This window comes from Nitratireductor aestuarii (assembly GCF_014641695.1).
GTDB classification, from domain to species: Bacteria; Pseudomonadota; Alphaproteobacteria; order Rhizobiales; family Rhizobiaceae; genus Chelativorans; species Chelativorans aestuarii.
The window spans coordinates 406,283-421,766 of the sequence record NZ_BMIF01000001.1; the positions used below are offsets into that span (position 1 = coordinate 406,283).

Here is a 15,484-nt window from a genome sequence, read left to right on the forward strand (position 1 = left end):
GGGTTGCTAACGGGGGAGTCGATAGTGCTATCTTTGTACTACAGAATCATTCCCATGGCAGTGAGGGAAGGCAAGCGGATGGAGGATATCTCCTCGAACTCAAGGGGGCTTGCAGTTGGTGTTGAAGCCCGAAGTGCGGGCAGCAACGAGGACACCGGTGATCTTGTAGAGATTTCCGGTTCCATCAAGTGGTTCGATGTAGCCAAGGGTTTCGGCTTCATCATTCCGGACGATCCGGAGGCGGGAGACATTCTCCTGCATGTGTCATGTCTGCGGCGCGACGGTCATCAGACCGCGCTGACGGGTGCGCGAGTGGTTTGCCTGATCCGCCAGGGCGAAAAGGGCATGCAGGCTTTCAAGATTCTCTCCATGGACAATTCCACGGCTGTTCATCCGGCGGAAGACCAGACCCAGCGTACCCATGTGGTCGTTGCGCCGGAGAGTGGCCTGGAGCGCGCCATCGTGAAATGGTTCAACCGCACGAAGGGCTTCGGCTTCCTGACACGCGGGGAGGGGACGGAGGACATCTTCGTTCATATGGAGACCCTGCGCCGCTTTGGCGTGACTGAGTTGCGTCCTGGTCAGGTGGTTCTGGTTCGTTTTGGTCGTGGTGACAAAGGCCTTATGGCCGCCGAAGTTCATCCGGATATTGGGACGTTGCCAGTATCTCACTAACCTTCCGGAGATGTGAATGCGTAACTGTGTCGTAGCTGCATTCGCAGTCCTCATCATTCCTTTCCTTGCTGTCGCGGCATGGGCTCAACAGCCCATGCTGCTTCCGGTTCATCCCGCGCCGCTGGTTATCGAGACGAAGGCGGGCGACCGGCAGATCTTCATCGAAGTCGCCACCAAGCCCGACGAGCATGCCCGAGGCCTCATGTTCCGGACCGAGATGCCGGACAATCGCGGCATGCTCTTCGTGTTTCCAAGCACCGGCCTGCGCTCGTTCTGGATGAAGAACACGCCGATGCCGCTCGATCTTCTCTTCATCGGCGAAGACGGCAAGGTGCGGTCGATCCAGCCCGGAGAACCGTTCTCGGAGGCGCCGATCGGTCCGCCCGTCAACTCGCTCTTTGTTCTGGAGTTGAAGGCTGGTACATCGGAAAAGCTCGGAATCGAGGAAGGCAACCAGCTCCGCCATCCTCTGATCCCGAAGCAATAGCAGTTCCAGGAAAAGTGGGAACCGGTTTTCCGTCCGGAACTGCGAGGGAAAAAAGAGCAGTTCCAGGAAAAGTGGGAACCGGTTTTCCGTCCGGAACTGCGGTGAAAAAAAGAGCAGTTCCAGGAAAAGTGGGAACCGGTTCTACGTCCGGGACTGCGAGGGAAAAAAGAGCAGCTCCAGGAAAAGTGGGAACCGGTTTTCCGTCCGGGACTGCGATTAAGAAAATCTGATGGTGTCGGGTGACAGGTTTCGGAATGCAGCGTTTTTCTCACGATGGGTTCGATCTCGCATATATCGATGAAGGCGAGGGCGATCCGATTGTCCTGATCCACGGCTTTGCCTCCACCCATATCGTCAACTGGGTTGCTCCAGGCTGGGTCAAGACGCTGACTGAAGCGGGCTACCGCGTCATCGCTTTCGACAACCGGGGCCATGGCCAGTCCACCAAGAGCCACAACCCGGAAGACTATCGGCTGGACAAGATGTCAGCGGACGTGATCGCGCTGCTTGACCATCTAGGGATCGAACGCGCCCACCTCATGGGCTTTTCGATGGGCGCGCGGATCAGTGCCGTGACCGTGATCCGGCATCCGGAACGCGTTGGCAGCGTCGTGCTGGGCGGGCTTGGATCCGGCATGGTGGAAGGCGTGGGCGAATGGGTCATCATCGCTGAGGCGCTGCTTGCCGAGGATCCGGCGAGTGTCACCCATGCGCGTGGAAAGATGTTCCGCACCTTCGCTGACCGGACCGGGAGCGATCGCCAGGCGCTGGCTGCCTGCATTTCGAGGACGCGGGAACTGCTTACGCCTGAACAGATGACTACCATCCAAAATCCTGTACTGGTTGCCGTCGGGGACCGGGACGACATCGGCGGCGACGCGCACAGCCTTGCCCGCATGATCCCCAAAGGCGAGGGTTTCACCATTGAGGGTCGCGATCATATGCTTTCCGTGGGCGACAAAACCTTCAAGGCAAAGGTGGTTGAGTTCCTCTCCCGGCATCCTCTGTAGATCTTTTCTGTTCACGCATTGCGTGGTGAGCACCAGCTTGAATGTTCTTTGTAGTTCAGGCTCCTAACGGCCTGTTTTCAAGGTGATTTCTTAAGAAAACCGAGATGCCGCAATACGGCAAGTCAAGGGAACAGTGCCCTTGATGAAAGGTTTTATAAAAATGAATTCCCAACCTATCGCCTTCACCCTAGAATAGGGACCACGTAAAGACACTGAGCCTGGAGTACCCGATGACAGTCCGACATGCGTTCCGCAGCGACGCTTCCGACCAGCTCGATCCGATCTGGTCTGCTGTAAGAATGCAGGCGGAGGCCGCCGTTCAGAACGATCCGCTGCTCGCCGCTTTCATGTACGCGTCGATCCTCAACCATGACACGCTTGAGGAAGCCGTCATTCATCGTGTGTCTCAGCGCCTGGAGCATAACGATCTTGGTGCAGACCTGCTGCGGCAAACGTTCATTGCTATGTGGGAGAGCGAGCCATCCTGGAGCGAAGTTGTCAGGGTGGATGTCCAGGCCTATTTCGATCGCGATCCTGCTTGCGACCGTCACATCATGCCGGTGCTCTACTTCAAGGGGTTCCACGCGCTGCAGACGCATCGTCTGGCCAATTGGCTTTGGCGGCAGGGGCGCAAGGATTTTGCGCTCTATCTGCAGAGCCGCTCCTCCTCGATCTTCCAGACCGATATCAATCCAGCCGCCAGGATCGGCAAGGGCATCTTCATCGACCACGCCACCGGGCTCGTGGTTGGCGAGACTGCGGTCATCGAAGACGACGTCTCGATCCTGCATAGCGTAACGCTCGGCGGCACCGGCAAGGAATCGGGCGATCGCCATCCGAAGATCCGTCACGGCGTTCTGATCGGCGCCGGCGCCAAGATTCTCGGCAATATCGAGATCGGCCATTGCACGAAGATCGCGGCTGGCTCCGTGGTGCTCCACTCCATGCCGCCCAAGAAGACGGTTGCCGGCGTCCCGGCTCGTATTGTCGGCGAAGCAGGTTGCGCTGAGCCGTCAAGGTCAATGGATCAGCTCTTCAACGAAACGTAAGTTTACCCCGCGTTTCGGTTCATATCGCCTGGCAAGGCTTTACAGTGCGGACGGGCTCGTGTCAGAAGCAAGCCCGTTCACCAACAGTGGAGAAAGCTTTTGAAGCCGGAAGAAATCAGGAAGCTTGAGGCCTATTTCAAGCGTACGTTTCAAAATCCAACCTTGCAGGTTCGCGCGCGGCCTCAGAAGAAGGATTCCTGTGAGCTCTATGTAGGTGAAGAATTTTTGGGCATCATCTTCCGCGACGATGAAGACGGTGAACTCTCCTATAACTTCTCCATGGCCATCCTCGATATCGACCTCGACTGATCAGCCATCCTGAAGCAGCCCTTGGGCTCGCTCACCAATTTTCTCGTCCAGAACCCGCCATTCCTTCAGCAATCGAGCCGGGAAACGGTAGACGAGGACGAGATTCCCTACAAATGGCAGGTGCCGCTCGCATGGAGCAGACAAGGCACCTGCCATTTCGTTTCTGAAGCACCGGGCGACGAATGGCTCTGTCTCCTGATATTCGGCCGCATCGGGATCTGACGCCCGGCTGTGGCCGACTGCGAGAACCTCCTCGTCAAAGCCCTTGCCCCGAGTGAACGGGCGAAGCTCCAGCCCCGAAGGCCCGATCTCTCCGGGCTCCGTCAGCAGCAGATAACGCGATTGTTCCAGTTGCGCGGCGTACGAGCGTACGGACACCAGGACGATGTTGTTCAGCGTATTGAAGTCCACGCTATGCTCGTAGCTGAACCCGGATAGCGCCGGCCAGCGCATGTAGAGGTCGAGTTCGGCAAACTCTCCGCCGCGCCGCTGGTGCTTGTCGCTGATCAGGTTCTTCGGCACGAGCAATTGATGCCCGTCTAAAGAAATGCGTATCGGTGCGGTGCTTGAGCTGTGGCGGTTTGCGATGATCTCGATCGCCAGGTGCCCGTAGAATCTCATTCCGGCGAAAACGAGCAGCGCCAGGATGACAATGCCCGCAAGCCTTGCCTTTGGAAGAGCGGGTCGTGATCCGATTTTTGCGAGGACGACGTCGGTGAGCTGCGTTTTCTGCATCTGGGATCGCGCTTTGGGACCACACGGCTACCGAACTCAGACCTTTGCCGTTTACACCTGCATTTGGGCGCCAATCAGGATTGTTCGGGATTGCAAGCAAGCCTTACGCGTCATAGGCGTAAACTTAACAGTCTTGCTCAATCGAAATCGGGAGATCGGAATGCCTGTCTATTCACTTGATGGCCACAAGCCGGAGCTGGCGGACGAGGAGAGCGGTTGGATTGCGCCGGACGCGTCTGTCATTGGCAAGGTATCGCTTGGCAAGGATGTCGGGATCTGGTTCGGCGCAGTGCTGCGTGGGGACAACGAGCCGATCACCATCGGCGATCGCTCCAACCTGCAGGAACATGTTGTCGTTCACACTGATCCAGGTTGCCCGGTCACGGTGGGAGAGGGCTGCACGATCGGCCATCGCGCCCTTCTGCATGGCTGCACCATTGGCGACAATTCGCTGATCGGCATGGGCGCGATCATCCTGAACCGCGCGGTGATCGGCAAGAACTGTCTGGTCGGAGCAGGGGCGCTTGTAACTGAGGGCAAGGTGTTTCCGGACGGATCGCTGATCGTCGGCTCTCCGGCAAAGGTTGTGCGACAGCTTGATGAGGCTGCAATCGAGCAACTCAGGGGTTCGGCGGAGCGGTATGTCCGCAACGCGCGCCGTTTTCGCGCTGGGCTGAAGGACGCCTCGGAAGGCTGATGTGATCAGAGGTGCTTCTGAATGTGAAGCGGGGCCGGACCCTTTGGGGAGGGACCGGCCCCTAACCCGGCCGTTGGGATCGGGGGGGGGGGGTACGACCGGGTATTTCTATGCGCCTCATTAGAAGCTTGCGGAGTTAATTTACCGTTTGTGGCGACAGCTGACGTATTCCAACTGTGTCAGCCATTACCATCGGTTTTGCTCCAAATGGGTCGATGCTACTTCTTGTACCGGAGCCGTGCGCCGTCCACCAACAATTTTATTCCACATACCTGCATGTTTAGGCGATTGGCGCTTTAGAAATTCGTATTTCGTACTGGACCAGGGTAAAATATTCCCCTCAAGGTTATCGAGCACCAAATCACCTCTGTCCGTCGGGATGGTGAGTACAGCGTGGCCCTCTCCATTTGGCTGGCGCACCACCGTGATCAGCAGCGAGCCTGCGGGTAGGCCGGCCTCGATCAGGCGGCGGCGCTTCTCCAGCACATAATCCTCGCAGTCGCCGAAACTCTGCGGAAACGACCAAACCTCAGGCACGCCCCAAAGTTCCTGATCCGAAAGGGGCAGCACTTCCTCGTTTACGGCGTCGTTGACGCTGTTGATGAGTGCCCAGAGGTCTCGGGTCATTTGGAGGGGTGATTGTGCGTGCTCCTGGAGCATGCACTCGGCTGGCATACGCAGGCAGAATTCGTAGTGTCCGACCGGCTGTGATGTCCTTCCGCCCACCTGCAAGAAATCCGCAGCATGGGCATTGCCTATGGGGTGGCCCAAGAGCACAGCCAGTGCCAGGCAAATCTGTGACGCCCTGTTCCTCAAGTTTGTCTCTCCCCGTCTTTTGAAGAGACGATGCCACAGGCGTTTTGAGATACCGCAAACGGAAGCACTAGAATCTTAAGAGCTGCGGTTACGTTCTGGTAACGCTGGCAACTGTGCGCGGCTACTGAAGGAATACGGCGTTGATTACGGCCAGGTCCTGAAGGGTAAGGAAGGATACGGCCACACCTTCCGGGATGTGGCGTGCGACACGAGCAGGGATGCTGGAGAGCGAAACATCCGTACCGATATCCGGCCTGACCTCGCACCGGAGTGCAGCACCGCTGACCGAGACGTCGATGATATAGCAGGGATGTCGCGCGCCATCGCTCGTGACGAAGAAGCTGTGAGGATTTGCCGGCACAAGACGATCGTGCCGACGGTCATCGGCCAGATCAAGTTCGTGACGGTTGGCGAGCCAGGTGAGCTGGGCGGCGAGCTTGTCACGCTTGCGCTCCGAAGCGTTGATGCTCATCACGAAACTGTCAGCGTCTACGGAAAGGACCATGCCTTCGACGCGACCGATGTGGTCGATGTAAGCGATTATCTGTTCACCAAGGGAACCAGGATGGCCGGCGGTCAGCACTGCGTCACCCGGCGACATAGCTGTCACCCGGCAGCGATGTTCCGACATATCCTCCAGCATATATCTCCCTTGGACAGACACCGGCACCCGTTGAAAGTCGCCGGCAACCGTTTCAAGGACATTACGCTCTTTTGTAGCTTCCATGTCCGTTACCCCTTGCATCTGCTTTCATGCCAGCCAAAGTGGAGCCGCGCTACAGATTATTTTGATTGTTCAAGGGATTTACAACCCGGAGTGGAAGCCGCGGAGCGTGCGGTTCATCGTGGATATCCACAGGTCGCAGGAAAGAATAACAGATTAATTGTTTTTCTTGTGTCTTTGTTACCTCAAAGCTGCATCCCCAGGCAGTGTGCCGCTGTTAGATCTCGATCGGGCAATTGTTCGCATTTAGAACTGTTTTGATAACCCCACGGCATTGCGTGTTGCAGAATTGAACACTTCGCAGCTATGGGTGCCCCTTTGCCACCTGCAAGCATGTATAGTGCCAACCGTTTCCGCCTCTCGGATGCCGAAGAATTCAATAGGTTTAACAATGTCTTGGCTCTTGATCTCCAGGCTGTTTAATGGCAATGATCACAGCAGATCACAAATTCTAACGTTTCGTTGGGACCGGGGTGGGGGCTCCAAAACCGTTCAGGGGAAACTCTGGACGGTTTTTCTATATCTGCGTGGCACCACGGTGAGTTTTTAAGGATCAACTGGAACAGGCCTACCGCGCGGGGGTTCCGGACAAGGCCGGGGAGATTTCAGCGTTTCAACGGGAAGCTGAAATGCTCTAGGGTGGAATCAAATCTCTTCCGAGTTCAGGAGCCCCATGCGCGACACACTCCCCGACGAAGGACGATCCGGCCGAGCCGCACGCGAGCCGATGTTCAACATGCCGATGGTTGTGGTCGCGCTCATTGGACTATGTGTGATCATCCATTTGGCGCGCACCTTCCTGCTCGCCCCTTCGGCGGATCTCATGGTGGTGCTTCAGTTCGGCTTCATGCCGCTGAGATTTACGAGCGACTATCCGCTTGATGCCTACGCGCTGGTAAGCTCCGTCACCTATGCTTTTCTCCACGGCGGCGCCGCGCATCTCGTGGTCAACATGATCTGGCTTGCGGCCTTCGGCTCGCCGCTGGCCAATCGATTGGGTGCAGTGCGCTTCTTGGCTCTGTGGCTTGTTGCCAGCGTCGCGGCCGCACTTCTGCACTTCGCCCTTCACCCTTATGACCCGGCGCCGCTGGTTGGAGCCTCTGGCGCGATCTCTGGTATGATGGGTGCCGCAGCCCGATTCGCCTTCCGATCGGCACGTCTTTCCGGCCAACCCTATTTCATCGGGCCGGTGCTTCCGCTGGGCGAAGTCTTCCGCTCGCGCATAACGGTGACCTTCCTCGTCGTCTGGTTTGTGATCAACCTTGTGGTTGGTCTGGGCTTCGGCGCAACGCCCGATGCCCCCCGTATCGCCTGGGAGGCGCACATCGGCGGCTTTCTCGCTGGCTTCTTCCTCATTCGCTTCTTTGACAGGCCTGTTGCGCGCAATCCCTATTGATCCAATAGCTTGCAAACGGTTTCGGGGCAGGGCAACATCCTCTTGTGGAGGAGGGCAACGTGGCGATGAGGAGGTCTGTCCATGACTGTTAGATCCATTCTGGAGCGCAAGGGCCGCGACGTAGTGACGGTCGCGCCGGAACAGACGCTGGCCGATGCGGCCAGGCAGTTGTCCGAGAATCGGATTGGCGCGGTTGTGCTCGTAAACGCGGAGCAGGGCGTTCTAGGCATTCTCTCAGAGCGTGACATTGTCCGCGCGATTGCGGCGGAAGGTTCCTCGGCGCTCGAAAAGCCAATCTCGGCCTTCATGACCTCCAAGGTTCAGGTCTGCAACGAGTCTGCCACGGTGAACGAGGTCATGCAGGTGATGACGCAGGGTCGTTTCCGCCACCTTCCGGTAGCGAAGGACGGCAAGCTCGTCGGACTCGTCTCGATCGGTGACGTCGTGAAATGGCGCATGGAAGAGGTTGAACGCGAGGCGGAGGAAATCCGCACCTACATCGCAACAGCCTAGCAGTGACTGGCCAGCGGGATCGTCCACGGCGACTGCCTGCCGATATCGGTAACTTCATGTCGCACATGTGCGGTCTAAGCCGCACGTGTGCTTGCCTGTTGGGCAGGTTTGGTCTAGCGAAGAGACCAAGTTCTGTTTCAATTCGGTTTTGGAAATCCTGACGGCCCATGACGATCATTGACACGCGTACGCCCGATCCCAAGCGCCTGATCCCCGGTGCAACCGGCGACTGGGAAGTAATCATTGGCATGGAAATCCATGCCCAGGTCACGTCCAACTCGAAGCTGTTCTCCGGCGCTTCGACCCAGTTCGGCGCCGAACCGAATGCGAATGTCAGCCTCGTCGATGCTGCCATGCCCGGCATGCTGCCAGTCATCAACGAGGAATGCGTCAAGCAGGCGATCCGCACCGGTCTCGGCCTCAAGGCCCAGATCAACAACCGCTCGGTCTTCGACCGCAAGAACTACTTCTACCCGGACCTGCCGCAGGGCTATCAGATCTCCCAGTACAAGCAGCCGATCGTCGGCGAGGGCGAGGTGATTGTCACCGTAGGCCCCGCCAAGGACGGCTCGTTCGAGGAGATCACCGTCGGCATCGAGCGCCTTCACCTCGAGCAGGACGCCGGCAAGTCGATGCATGACCAGCATCCGACCATGTCCTATGTGGACCTCAACCGATCGGGCGTCGCGCTGATGGAGATCGTCTCCAAGCCGGACATCCGCTCGTCCGACGAGGCCAAGGCGTTCCTGACCAAGCTGCGGTCGATCCTGCGCTACCTCGGCACCTGTGACGGCAACATGGACGAAGGCTCCATGCGCGCCGACGTGAACGTGTCGGTGCGCCGTCCGGGCGAGCCGTTCGGAACGCGTTGCGAGATCAAGAACGTCAACTCGATCCGCTTCGTCGGTCAGGCCATCGAATATGAAGCCCGTCGCCAGATCGCTCTCCTTGAGGACGGTGGCGTGGTGGACCAGGAGACGCGCCTGTTCGATCCGAACAAGGGCGAGACGCGCTCCATGCGCTCCAAGGAAGAGGCGCACGACTATCGCTACTTCCCCGATCCGGATCTGCTGCCGCTCGAATTCGATGACGCCTATGTGGAAGCCCTGAAGGCTGACCTGCCGGAGCTGCCGGACGACAAGCGCGTGCGTTTCATCAAGGACATGGGCCTTTCCGAGTACGACGCTTCGGTGCTCGTGGCCGAGAAGGCGACCGCCGACTTCTTCGAGAAGGTCGCCCAGGGCCGTGACGGCAAGGCTGCCGCAAACTGGGTGATCAACGATCTCCTCGGTGCGCTCAACAAGGCGGGCAAGGCGATCGAGGAATCACCGGTCAGCCCCGATCAGCTCGGCGCCATTATCGACCTGATCAAGGAGAACACGATCTCCGGCAAGATCGGCAAGGACCTCTTCGAGATCGTCTGGAACGAGGGCGGTGATCCGCGCGAAATCGTTGAGTCGCGTGGCATGAAGCAGGTCACCGACACCGGCGCGATTGAGAAGGCCATCGAAGACGTGATTGCTGCCAACCCGGACAAGGCCGAACAGGCAAAGGCGAAGCCGACGCTTGCCGGCTGGTTTGTCGGTCAGGTGATGAAGGCAACCGGCGGCAAGGCAAACCCGCAGGCGGTTAACGCGCTCGTCAAGGCCAAGCTCGGGATCGAAGAATAGTGTGGGTTCGCACCGCCCGCGAGGAAGACCTGCAGGCGGTGCACGCCCTGCTGGCTGAGACCTGGCATTCCACCTTTGACAGCGTCATGGGTGAGGGCACGGTTGCGTCCGTGATCGAGACTCAGTTCTCCATCAGCAGCCTGCGCGAGAAGTTGAAGCGACCGTATTCTGAATTCGTCGTCGCCGACAGCGGCGACGGCACGCTCCTCGGGATGGCTTTCGCAAGTCAGACCGATGACAGCGTGGCGACGCTCTCAGACCTTTTCGTGCGACCCACGGAGCAGGTTCAGGGGCTCGGCACCATGCTTCTTGCCGAAGTGGAGATGGCGTTTCCGGGCGTGCAGGTGATGCGGCTTGATGTGGTGGAGCGGCAGACGGAAGCCGTCTCCTTCTTCAACCGCAAGGGCTATGTTGCAGTGGGACGCGGCACGGATTGGGGCGCGGCCAACTGCGACGAGCCGAAGTTGATAATGGAAAAATCGCTGGAAACGTGGGACCTGTGAGCATAGACGTGGCATGCCTCGTCTTGGCAACTTGACCCTTGCCTTGGAAGCGGTTGCATCATAAGCAGTCCATGCGGCGGGTCCGGTCGCTGGCAACAATGGATCTGGAATAGGCCATGAAGAAGTTTCTGATTCAATTCTTTACCTGGTGGAACGGCACCACGCTGAACACCCGTTTCCACACCTGGCGCAAGGGCACCAAGGTGGGTGAGGACGAGTTCGGCAACGTCTACTATCAGGGCGGAACGGATTCGGAAGGACGCACCCGTCGCTGGGTGATGTACAATGGCTATTCGGAAGCCAGCACCATTCCTCCTGGCTGGCATGGCTGGATACATCACAAGGTGGATGTACCGCCAACACAGGAAGCCTATCAGGCGCGCGAGTGGCAGAAGCCGCACCGTCCCAACATGACCGGAACGCCCGACGCCTATCGTCCGCAGGGTTCGATCATGACCGGTGAAGATCGTCCGCGGGTGACCGGCGACTACGACGCCTGGACGCCGAACTGATTGTTTCTGCCACATTCGCCTCTTAGAAGGACTGGCAAAGGATCCTGTCGGGGAGTTCAGCTCAAAGTGATTTCGTCCCTTCGTTGCTTGCCAGCCGCATTTGCACTTGCCCTTGTCGGTACGGCTGGATTGGTTCCGACCGCCGAGGCACGCGTGAAGAACCCTGTCGCGGAGTTCGCCGGCATCGACAAGATCACCGGGCGAATCTTCAACTTTGACGTCTACATGGACGAAACCGTTCAGTTCGGCTCGCTGCAGGTTACCCCACGCGTCTGCTACACGTCGGAGGAGGGCGAAGAGCCCAAGACCGATTCGTTCGTCGAGGTCGACGAGATCACGCTCGACCGCAAGATCCGCCGCGTCTTCTCCGGCTGGATGTTCGCCGAGAGCCCCGGCCTCAATGCCGTGGAACACGCCGTGTTCGACGTCTGGCTCAAGGACTGCAAGAACGCATCTGACGTTCCCGCACCAAGCGGGAACTGATTTTCCAAAATCGGTATTCTAGAAATGCGCGGTGCCATCCAGCGCGATAGCGAGCATTGTCTCGTAACGCTTGCGCGCGACATCGATGGCGCCGAAGCGCTTGAGATGCTCTGTGGTGAACTGGGTGTCGAGAAGGACGAATCCCGTTTCCCGCAGGCGCTCTACCAGATGCACAAGGCACACCTTTGAAGCGTTGGTCTCCCGCGAAAACATGCTCTCGCCAAAGAAGGCGCGGCCGAGGCTGACGCCATAGAGCCCTCCGACGAGCTTGCCGTCCCGCCATGCTTCTACCGTGTGGCAATGACCGAGCTCGAAGAGTCGCGTGTAAGCCTCGCGGATCGGCGCATTGATCCAGGTTTCGGTGCGCTCCGGCGTGCGTTCGGCGCAACCGTCGATTACCCCGTCAAAGTCATGGTCAAAACGGATGTCGAACGGACATTGCCGCATGAACTTCTGCAGGCTGCGGGGGACATGGAACGTATCGAGCGGAATGACGCCGCGCTTCTCGGGTCGAACCCAGAAAACCTCCGGATCGTCCTCGTGCTCGGCCATCGGAAAGATGCCGGTCGCATAGGCGCGCAGCAGAAGGTCCGGATCAATTTCCAGAGGAGGTGAGAACGGTTGCATCGCATCGTTCCTGTTGCGCACCGGGCTTGGGCTTTCCGCCAGAAGCGGAAAGCCGGACGCGGGAATTCATCTCACCTGAAGAGATAGAAATGGGGAGGTACTCTTTCCAGACCGGATCAATCCTGCTGCGCTTCGCGCGCCAGGAACTTCTCCAGCCAATGGATGTCGTAGTCGCCATTTGCAATGTCCACATTGCCGACCAGATCTCTGAACAGGGGCAATGTCGTATTGATGCCATCAACCACAAACTCGTCAAGGGCACGTCGCAGACGCATCATGCACTCGACGCGGTTGCGGCCATGGACGATGAGCTTGCCGATCAGGCTGTCGTAGTACGGCGGGATCTTGTAGCCGGAATAGACGCCGGAATCGACGCGAATACCCAAACCGCCTGGCGTGTGGAAATGGGTGATCGTGCCGGGGGAGGGCACGAAGGTGCGCGGGTCCTCGGCGTTGATACGGCACTCGATCGCGTGACCCTGGAAGCGGATCTCCGACTGGGTGTGGGAGAGACCACCGCCGGAGGCAACGCGGATCTGCTCGTGCACCAGGTCGATGCCGGTGATGGCTTCCGTCACTGGATGCTCCACCTGAAGGCGGGTGTTCATCTCGATGAAGTAAAACTCGCCGTTCTCGTAGAGGAACTCCACCGTGCCAGCGCCGGAGTAGCCGAGCTCGGCCATGGCATTTGCGACGATCGAACCGATCTTCTGGCGCTGGTCAGCGTTGAGCGCCGGAGAGAGAGCCTCTTCCCAGACCTTCTGGTGACGGCGCTGGAGCGAGCAGTCGCGTTCGCCGAGGTGGATGGCCTGACCCATACCGTCGCCCATCAGCTGCACCTCGATGTGACGCGGCTTCTCGAGATACTTCTCGATGTAGACGGCATCGTCACCGAAGGCTGCACCGGCTTCGGTGCGCGCGGTCGTCAGCGCTTCGAACAGCTCATCCTCCGAACGGGCAACCTTCATGCCGCGGCCGCCACCGCCAGCGGAGGCCTTGATCAGCACCGGATAGCCGATTTCAGCGGCAATGCGCTTTGCTTCCTTCTCGTCGCTGACAGCGCCGTCGGAACCGGGAACGACAGGGATGCCAAGGCGCTTGGCGGTGCGCTTAGCCTCGATCTTGTCGCCCATCAGGCGGATGTGATCGCCCGAAGGTCCGATGAAGGTGATGTTGTGTGCAGCCAGGATATCCGCGAACTTGGCGTTTTCCGACAGGAAGCCGTAGCCCGGATGGATCGCGTCGGCGCCGGTGATTTCACAGGCGGCCACGATCTGGTGCATGTTGAGGTAGCTGTCGCGCGACGCGGGCGGACCAATGCAGACGCTTTCGTCTGCTAGGCGCACATGCATGGCGTCGGCATCGGCGGTCGAATGCACTGCTACCGTGCGAATGCCCAGCTCTTTGCAGGCGCGCAGGATACGCAGTGCGATCTCGCCGCGGTTGGCGATGAGGATCTTTTGAAACATGTGCGCAGCGTCCCAGATTATTCGATAACGACGAGAGGCTCGCCAAACTCAACAGGCTGGGCATCCTCCACAAGGATCGCGGTGACAACGCCCGCGCGCGGTGCAGGTATCTGGTTCATGGTCTTCATTGCTTCGATGATGAGCAACGTCTGACCCTTGGCCACGGACTGACCGACTTCGATGAACGCCGGAGCGCCCGGAGAAGCGGAGCGGTAAGCGGTGCCGACCATAGGGGAGGGAACGGCGTTCTTGGAGAGGTCAACCTTCGCTTCAGCCGGTGCAGCAGGCGCGGCCGCCGGGGCAGGTGCTGCAGCTGCTGCAACAGGAGCTGCCACGGTTGCCTGTACAGCCTGAACCTGGCGGGCGACGCGGATCTTCAGATCGCCTTCCTCAACCTCGATCTCGGTGAGCTTGGTCTCATCGAGGATCGCTGCAAGATCGCGAATAAGCTGCTGATCAATACCGGATTTCTTCATTACCGTGTCTTTCTTTGTACGATGCCGCGCCTTCGCTTACAGGCGTGCCGCCAGCGCTTCGATAGCCAGCTCATAACCATGGGGGCCAAATCCGCATATCATACCGACGGCCGCAGGGGCTATCATCGATTTATGACGGAATGGCTCGCGTGCATGAATGTTCGAGAGATGTACTTCGACGACAGGCGCACCGACACCCTTGATCGCATCATGCATCGCGATGGATGTATGACCATAAGCGCCGGGGTTGATCACGATGCCTGCCTTTGCAGCTCCCGCTTCGTGGATCCAGTCTACGAGAACGCCTTCGATATTGGTCTGGCGAAACTGGATCTCGATACCCAGAGCGCTGGCGCGATCGCGACACTTCTGTTCAATCGTCTCAAGCGTGTCGGTTCCGTAGATACCGGGTTCACGCTGGCCGAGCAGATTGAGGTTCGGACCGTTCAGAATGTAAATCAGCTTTGCCATTACGACTCCAAGTGAAGACGCGCCCTATATAAACGGCTTGCCTGCCATCGAAAAGGGCGCATACGCGTTCCGGGCGCTGTCCACAAGTGGTGGACGTGGGTATTCCATTTACTTTCGAGCTGCGGCGATTTTCTCGCGCAGAACCTGCTCACCCATCGCGCCGGAAACGATCTCCTGACCGACGACATAACCGGGGGTGCCGGTGATCTGCAGCTGCTCGGCAAGCGCATAGGTGCTGCGGAACCTGTCATTGATCGTCGGGTCCTGCATCTTGTTGCGCAGGGCGGTCTCGTCGATGCCAAGGTTAAGCGCAACCTTGACCGCGCTCTCCTCCGTTGCCCGCTCCTGGGCTCCCAACAGCGTGCGATGGAATTCGGCGTACTTGTCCGGCGCGATCATGTGGACCGCCATGGACACGGTCGCAGCCTTATGGGAATCTTCCGACAGGATCGGGAACTCCTTCAGAACGAAGCGCAGGTTCGGGTCCTGCTTGACTAGGTTATCCATGTCGGAGATGGCGCGCTTGCAGAAGCCACAGTTGTAATCGAAGAACTCCACGATGGTCACATCGCCCTCTGGATTCCCGATGATGCCATCCGCTTCGCTGTTGAAGATCTCATCACCCACAAGCGCAATTGCTTCCTGCGCAGCCTTCTTCTGGGCTTCCTGCTGCTTTGCCTGCAGGGACGCCTGTACTTCCAGCATGACCTCAGGGTTCTTGATCAGATATTCCCGCACGATCGTCTCGATCTCGGCGCGTGAGAAATTGGACTTTTCATCATTTGCCAGTGCGGCCGAGAAGTTGAGGCTCGTGGCGGCGAGTATCGCTGCTGCAATTCCCGCTCGAAGTGTATTCTTCATC

Annotated in this window: 20 protein-coding genes; 12 read left to right on the forward strand and 8 right to left on the reverse strand. The window is 58.7% G+C overall.

Going from position 1 to position 15,484, the window contains the following annotated elements; translation table 11 throughout:
• Nucleotides 1-78: 78 nt before the first annotated feature.
• From IEX27_RS02025 to IEX27_RS02045, 5 genes are all read left to right on the forward strand, one after another.
• Nucleotides 79-675: a cold-shock protein gene (locus IEX27_RS02025; RefSeq protein WP_188719575.1), complete on the forward strand. Its 597-nt coding sequence runs from the start codon at nucleotides 79-81 to the stop codon at nucleotides 673-675.
• A 16-nt stretch (nucleotides 676-691) separates the two neighbouring features.
• Nucleotides 692-1,162, forward strand: coding sequence for a DUF192 domain-containing protein (locus IEX27_RS02030; RefSeq protein ID WP_188719252.1), 471 nt, complete (start codon nucleotides 692-694; stop codon nucleotides 1,160-1,162).
• 254 nt (nucleotides 1,163-1,416) lie between these two features.
• The gene (locus tag IEX27_RS02035) at nucleotides 1,417-2,172 is read left to right on the forward strand and encodes an alpha/beta fold hydrolase (protein ID WP_188719253.1); all 756 of its coding nucleotides are present in this window, start codon (nucleotides 1,417-1,419) and stop codon (nucleotides 2,170-2,172) included.
• A gap of 230 nt (nucleotides 2,173-2,402) precedes the next feature.
• On the forward strand, nucleotides 2,403-3,221 hold the full coding sequence (cysE, locus tag IEX27_RS02040) for a serine O-acetyltransferase (RefSeq protein ID WP_188719254.1): 819 nt from the start codon (nucleotides 2,403-2,405) through the stop codon (nucleotides 3,219-3,221).
• A 99-nt stretch (nucleotides 3,222-3,320) separates the two neighbouring features.
• Nucleotides 3,321-3,530: a DUF3126 family protein gene (locus IEX27_RS02045; RefSeq protein WP_188719255.1), complete on the forward strand. Its 210-nt coding sequence runs from the start codon at nucleotides 3,321-3,323 to the stop codon at nucleotides 3,528-3,530.
• Here the strand turns inward: IEX27_RS02045 and IEX27_RS02050 are convergent, their stop codons facing one another.
• Nucleotides 3,531-4,265 carry a hypothetical protein gene (locus IEX27_RS02050; protein WP_188719256.1) on the reverse strand — a complete coding sequence of 245 codons (735 nt, stop codon included), beginning with the start codon at nucleotides 4,263-4,265 and terminating at the stop codon, nucleotides 3,531-3,533.
• A gap of 160 nt (nucleotides 4,266-4,425) precedes the next feature.
• Between IEX27_RS02050 and IEX27_RS02055 the strand changes: the two genes are divergently transcribed.
• Nucleotides 4,426-4,962 carry a gamma carbonic anhydrase family protein gene (locus IEX27_RS02055; protein WP_188719257.1) on the forward strand — a complete coding sequence of 179 codons (537 nt, stop codon included), beginning with the start codon at nucleotides 4,426-4,428 and terminating at the stop codon, nucleotides 4,960-4,962.
• A 186-nt stretch (nucleotides 4,963-5,148) separates the two neighbouring features.
• On the opposite strand, the gene IEX27_RS02060 is transcribed toward IEX27_RS02055, so the two are convergent.
• Nucleotides 5,149-5,778, reverse strand: coding sequence for a transglutaminase-like cysteine peptidase (locus IEX27_RS02060; protein WP_188719258.1), 630 nt, complete (start codon nucleotides 5,776-5,778; stop codon nucleotides 5,149-5,151).
• Between the two features lie 121 nt (nucleotides 5,779-5,899).
• Entirely contained in the window at nucleotides 5,900-6,505 is a 606-nt protein-coding gene (locus tag IEX27_RS02065) for a PilZ domain-containing protein (protein WP_188719259.1), read from the reverse strand.
• Nucleotides 6,506-7,175: 670 nt separating this feature from the next.
• Between IEX27_RS02065 and IEX27_RS02070 the strand changes: the two genes are divergently transcribed.
• The 6 genes from IEX27_RS02070 (at nucleotide 7,176) to IEX27_RS02095 (ending at nucleotide 11,579) form a co-directional block, all read left to right on the forward strand.
• Complete coding sequence (locus IEX27_RS02070; RefSeq protein ID WP_188719260.1) at nucleotides 7,176-7,898, forward strand: rhomboid family intramembrane serine protease; 723 nt, start codon at nucleotides 7,176-7,178, stop codon at nucleotides 7,896-7,898.
• Between the two features lie 81 nt (nucleotides 7,899-7,979).
• Nucleotides 7,980-8,411, forward strand: a complete 432-nt coding sequence (locus tag IEX27_RS02075; RefSeq protein WP_188719261.1) for a CBS domain-containing protein — start codon at nucleotides 7,980-7,982, stop codon at nucleotides 8,409-8,411.
• A gap of 167 nt (nucleotides 8,412-8,578) precedes the next feature.
• Nucleotides 8,579-10,081 (forward strand): Asp-tRNA(Asn)/Glu-tRNA(Gln) amidotransferase subunit GatB, encoded by a 1,503-nt coding sequence (gene gatB / locus IEX27_RS02080; RefSeq protein ID WP_188719262.1) that lies wholly within the window; start codon nucleotides 8,579-8,581, stop codon nucleotides 10,079-10,081.
• Nucleotides 10,081-10,584, forward strand: a complete 504-nt coding sequence (locus IEX27_RS02085) for a GNAT family N-acetyltransferase (RefSeq protein ID WP_188719263.1) — start codon at nucleotides 10,081-10,083, stop codon at nucleotides 10,582-10,584. The genes gatB and IEX27_RS02085 overlap by 1 nt, the downstream gene beginning before the upstream one ends.
• A 116-nt stretch (nucleotides 10,585-10,700) precedes the next feature.
• Nucleotides 10,701-11,096, forward strand: coding sequence for an NADH:ubiquinone oxidoreductase subunit NDUFA12 (locus IEX27_RS02090; protein WP_188719264.1), 396 nt, complete (start codon nucleotides 10,701-10,703; stop codon nucleotides 11,094-11,096).
• 66 nt (nucleotides 11,097-11,162) lie between these two features.
• Entirely contained in the window at nucleotides 11,163-11,579 is a 417-nt protein-coding gene (locus IEX27_RS02095; RefSeq protein WP_188719265.1) for a DUF2155 domain-containing protein, read from the forward strand.
• Nucleotides 11,580-11,597: 18 nt separating this feature from the next.
• Here the strand turns inward: IEX27_RS02095 and aat are convergent, their stop codons facing one another.
• The 5 genes from aat to IEX27_RS02120 form a co-directional block, all read right to left on the reverse strand.
• Nucleotides 11,598-12,206, reverse strand: a complete 609-nt coding sequence (gene aat / locus IEX27_RS02100) for a leucyl/phenylalanyl-tRNA--protein transferase (protein ID WP_188719266.1) — start codon at nucleotides 12,204-12,206, stop codon at nucleotides 11,598-11,600.
• A 116-nt stretch (nucleotides 12,207-12,322) separates the two neighbouring features.
• Nucleotides 12,323-13,675, reverse strand: coding sequence for an acetyl-CoA carboxylase biotin carboxylase subunit (gene accC / locus IEX27_RS02105; RefSeq protein ID WP_188719267.1), 1,353 nt, complete (start codon nucleotides 13,673-13,675; stop codon nucleotides 12,323-12,325).
• 17 nt (nucleotides 13,676-13,692) lie between these two features.
• The gene (accB, locus tag IEX27_RS02110) at nucleotides 13,693-14,151 is read right to left on the reverse strand and encodes an acetyl-CoA carboxylase biotin carboxyl carrier protein (RefSeq protein WP_188719268.1); all 459 of its coding nucleotides are present in this window, start codon (nucleotides 14,149-14,151) and stop codon (nucleotides 13,693-13,695) included.
• A gap of 36 nt (nucleotides 14,152-14,187) precedes the next feature.
• The gene (aroQ, locus tag IEX27_RS02115) at nucleotides 14,188-14,622 is read right to left on the reverse strand and encodes a type II 3-dehydroquinate dehydratase (protein ID WP_188719269.1); all 435 of its coding nucleotides are present in this window, start codon (nucleotides 14,620-14,622) and stop codon (nucleotides 14,188-14,190) included.
• 108 nt (nucleotides 14,623-14,730) lie between these two features.
• Nucleotides 14,731-15,483 (reverse strand): DsbA family protein, encoded by a 753-nt coding sequence (locus IEX27_RS02120; protein ID WP_188719270.1) that lies wholly within the window; start codon nucleotides 15,481-15,483, stop codon nucleotides 14,731-14,733.
• Nucleotide 15,484 lies beyond the last annotated feature (1 nt).